The organism is Luteibacter sp. P4_E6 (assembly GCF_056401535.1).
Window position 1 is genome coordinate 1 of the sequence record NZ_JBFUJE010000702.1, and the last position, 1,706, is coordinate 1,706.

The following is a 1,706-nucleotide window of genomic DNA, read 5'->3' on the forward strand; positions in this document are numbered from 1 at the left end:
GGCGGTAGCAGGGCTTTCGCTTCGTAAGCGAGTCGGGGCCGCCCTCAGCTTAAGCGGCCCCAAGAACCTTGCCCCTCGCGGCACCGAACGCTGAGGCGGCGTGCGGTCGAGCACACCGCCGGTAGCTTGCCTCGCTGCTGTTGTAGGAGCCGCTTCAGCGGCGAACCCTCAACATTCATCCCGCGACTGACGCTTTGGCTAACCGACTATTCGAACTGGGGCATCCCCCCTTCTTTACTCGACGACCTTGCGATTCCTGGCAACGGACTCACGAATGAGCTTCGGATCGAAGTCGGTCAAAGAAATCCAGGAAAGACTCGAGGGATAGTCGAGGACCGACTTGTAAACGACAACGCCGGCATCGCCGTTCTGCACGGAAGTTGTCTCAACGTGCTGAAGATGCCACGCGGCTTTCTCTTTGGACCACGCGAAGCTATAGGTCGTGCCGCCGCGAGCCAACTGGTTGAAATAGATGATTTCGTTAGAGGTCACCGTGAGACTGCTGTTGAGTCCAAGCGCACTCGCGTGCTTGAGCTCCTCGCTGGAAGTGCACTCAACGATTCTGCTGTTCCTATCTGACGCAACAAAGTGCCCGCCGTCATTCCTGAGCACCACCAATTCGCATGGGTTGGTTTGCTGTCCATCGTGGACTGGGTGACGAATCAAGACGACTGCTCCGTCATCGCCTTCCCCTGGCTGCTGGGCACTCTTGAGCGCAAGAATGGTGTCTTGCGTGGTGAAGAGCGAACGCAGGTTCGTGGGAATTTGGTAAGGCTCGGTGGCGAGTTTGGCAGATACTCGCAGGGGAGACGTCCGCGCCTCTAGCTCAGCGGCGCGATGGGCCGTGCGCGTAAGGCGGCATTCGTTAGCGCCGAGCATGGCCGCTGTCCCTCCGTTGGCGGGTGGTGCACAGGCGTCGTCTCGGTCGCTCATCCATGCCCGCTCCTGGTCGCGTAGGGCATTGCGTTCCGCGCTCGATATCGATTGCCGTAGCGACTTGTAAGCGGTGTTGAGTCGCTGATCCTGGAAGTCGTATTCCGTGCCGATGCAATCGTTGAGCGCCAAGGTCGCACCCTTGGAAGCTTTGAGGCACGTGTAGTATGCAGCGCGCAGTGGTTCCTCCGTAGCAGTGTTCTCTTGTCCGTGCGCATTGCACACGACGAAACACAGCATTCCTAGCGCAGAAATCCAGTGAATCACGTGGCTGAAACTCCTTGTCGGTGGAGACGCAACACAGGTCGCCCATCAGGACCACATCCTCGGCGAGACTGTCGCATCTGATCGCGTTGAGCGGAAGCAGCGACACGGAAATTCGTATCCATCTTAGGCCCGCTATTTCCATTACAGATAGCGACATTGGGCTATCGAGTTCGCACCTACAGACAACCCAATATTGTTTTGCTACGGTCATCCCGTTGCCTGCGTCGTCGTTCGTCGTGTCGCGCAGGCAACCATCGCTCAATGCGGTGAAGAAGCGCGAAGCAGGAGTGTTACGAGCACACCTGCTTCGCTAACCAAATCCAACTTAGGACCCAGTTGATATGGCTGTTACCGATCATACGTCACCCGCTCGCCCGCCGAATCCCCTCGGCGACACCCCCTACGGTTACCGGGTTGTCTGCGTCCCACGCAGACACGGTTAAAGAACCGGGGCGTCAGCGAATTCTGAGAAGTTTCTTGGCCGTGTAACCCGGCGCGTACCTACC

The 1,706-nt window shown here is 58.2% G+C and carries 1 protein-coding gene; it reads right to left on the minus strand.

Annotated features, from left to right (window positions below):
• Positions 1 to 234 precede the first annotated feature (234 nt).
• Positions 235 to 1,200 carry a lysozyme inhibitor LprI family protein gene (locus AC1DT2_RS22560; protein WP_477298877.1) on the minus strand — a complete coding sequence of 322 codons (966 nt, stop codon included), beginning with the start codon at positions 1,198 to 1,200 and terminating at the stop codon, positions 235 to 237.
• Between the last annotated feature and the right edge of the window lie 506 nt (positions 1,201 to 1,706).